Source organism: bacterium, assembly GCA_024228115.1.
Classification (GTDB): domain Bacteria; phylum Myxococcota_A; class UBA9160; order UBA9160; family UBA6930.
Window position 1 is genome coordinate 1 of record JAAETT010000169.1, and the last position, 1,355, is coordinate 1,355.

Consider the following 1,355-nt stretch of genomic DNA (forward strand, 5'->3'; position numbering starts at 1 on the left):
CCGTCAAGTCAATCCGATACCGCTTCTTCGACATACGGGCCCCATGAATCGGCCCGCGACACGGCGAGAACCGATTGGCTGCGGGGGACGCAGTGCTTAGCATGACAACACTTCCGCCTTTGGTCGATACAAGGGACTAGGGATGCGAGCGCCGAATCAGTCGAAGAGCTCCTCGAGGTCTTCGACTGAGGGTTGGATGTAGCGGTAGAGCTGCCTTCCCGAGCGGTGGCCGAGCTGCTTTCTTGCAAATCGCTCACCCTTGTCCTCCGCGAGCTGTCGTCCGAGGGTGTGGCGCAGGACGTGCGGGCTGACCAAGAATCGTTCCTCTTCGGGAAGATGCGCGTTGGCTTGGCGCTCCATGCGCTTGATGACGCCAAACGCCTGGCTTCGAGACATCTGCTTTCCGACCCGCGTGCAGAAGAGCGGCCCGCCAGCGCTGCCCCGTTCGGCCAGCCACTCGTCGATGGCCACGCGGTTGTCCTTGTGGTGGACGAACACTTTCGGTCGTCTGACTCCGCCCTTGCAAACGACGTCGAGAAAGTAGCGGCCGTCGTATTGGCCAGCGTCTAGCCCGGTCAATTCGGAGACACGGAGGCCGGAGCCGATGAGGACATGGAGGAAGGCCAGGTCACGAAGACCTTGGTTGGTGCCGCCGGTTCGAGGCGGTCTGTTCTTCAGCGCGTGAGCAGCGGTGACAAGGCGGTCGAGGTCCTTGGGGCGAAGTCCAACCCAAGCCGCCTCGGGTTCATCGGGCGGTGAAACACCCGCCACCGGCGAGCCGTGCGGGAAGCAGTCCGCGTGCTCGCGATGGGCCCACCGTCCGAAGTGCCGGACAGTGGACCAGATGCGTCCGATGGAAGAGGGCGCATAGCGCTCACCACCGGGCTTCCTCAAGCGCTTGCTCAAATGCTGGCTCACGAACCGCTTCGAGACCGCCGGATACCATTCGGCCGCTTGGTGATGGCCGTAGTGGTCGCCGTAGAAGTCGAGGAACTTCTGGAGGTCGCGGAACTTGTCCTTGAAGGTGGAGCTCTCCGGGTCCTCGAGTGTTCCAAGGTAAAGCGTGGCCAGGCCTACCAAGTCGAGCTCGGCGCTGTTCCGGAGCAGCTGAACCTTATGTTCTAGATGCTCGGCGGGTAGTCGCCGATCGGCTGAGCCCCCGGACTTCTTTCTCTTCGTTGCCACACCTATGATCTAGCACATAAGGTCCGATATGGGCTACTTGAGGCTTGGCCCTTTCGCGCCAGGGTGGCTTGGGACACGGCAGGTTTGGGGGATGTCCCAGAACCGGTTGATTTTCTGAGAGTTTGAGAGCGGCGGCTCCTTCACCCTCCGTGTATTACGGAGGGTGAAGG

At 61.8% G+C, this 1,355-nt stretch carries 1 protein-coding gene; it reads right to left on the reverse strand.

What is annotated here, in order from left to right:
* Window positions 1-156: 156 nt before the first annotated feature.
* A complete protein-coding gene (locus GY937_08550) occupies window positions 157-1,080 on the reverse strand; it encodes a tyrosine-type recombinase/integrase (GenBank protein MCP5056756.1) in 924 nt (307 codons plus the stop codon).
* Window positions 1,081-1,355 lie beyond the last annotated feature (275 nt).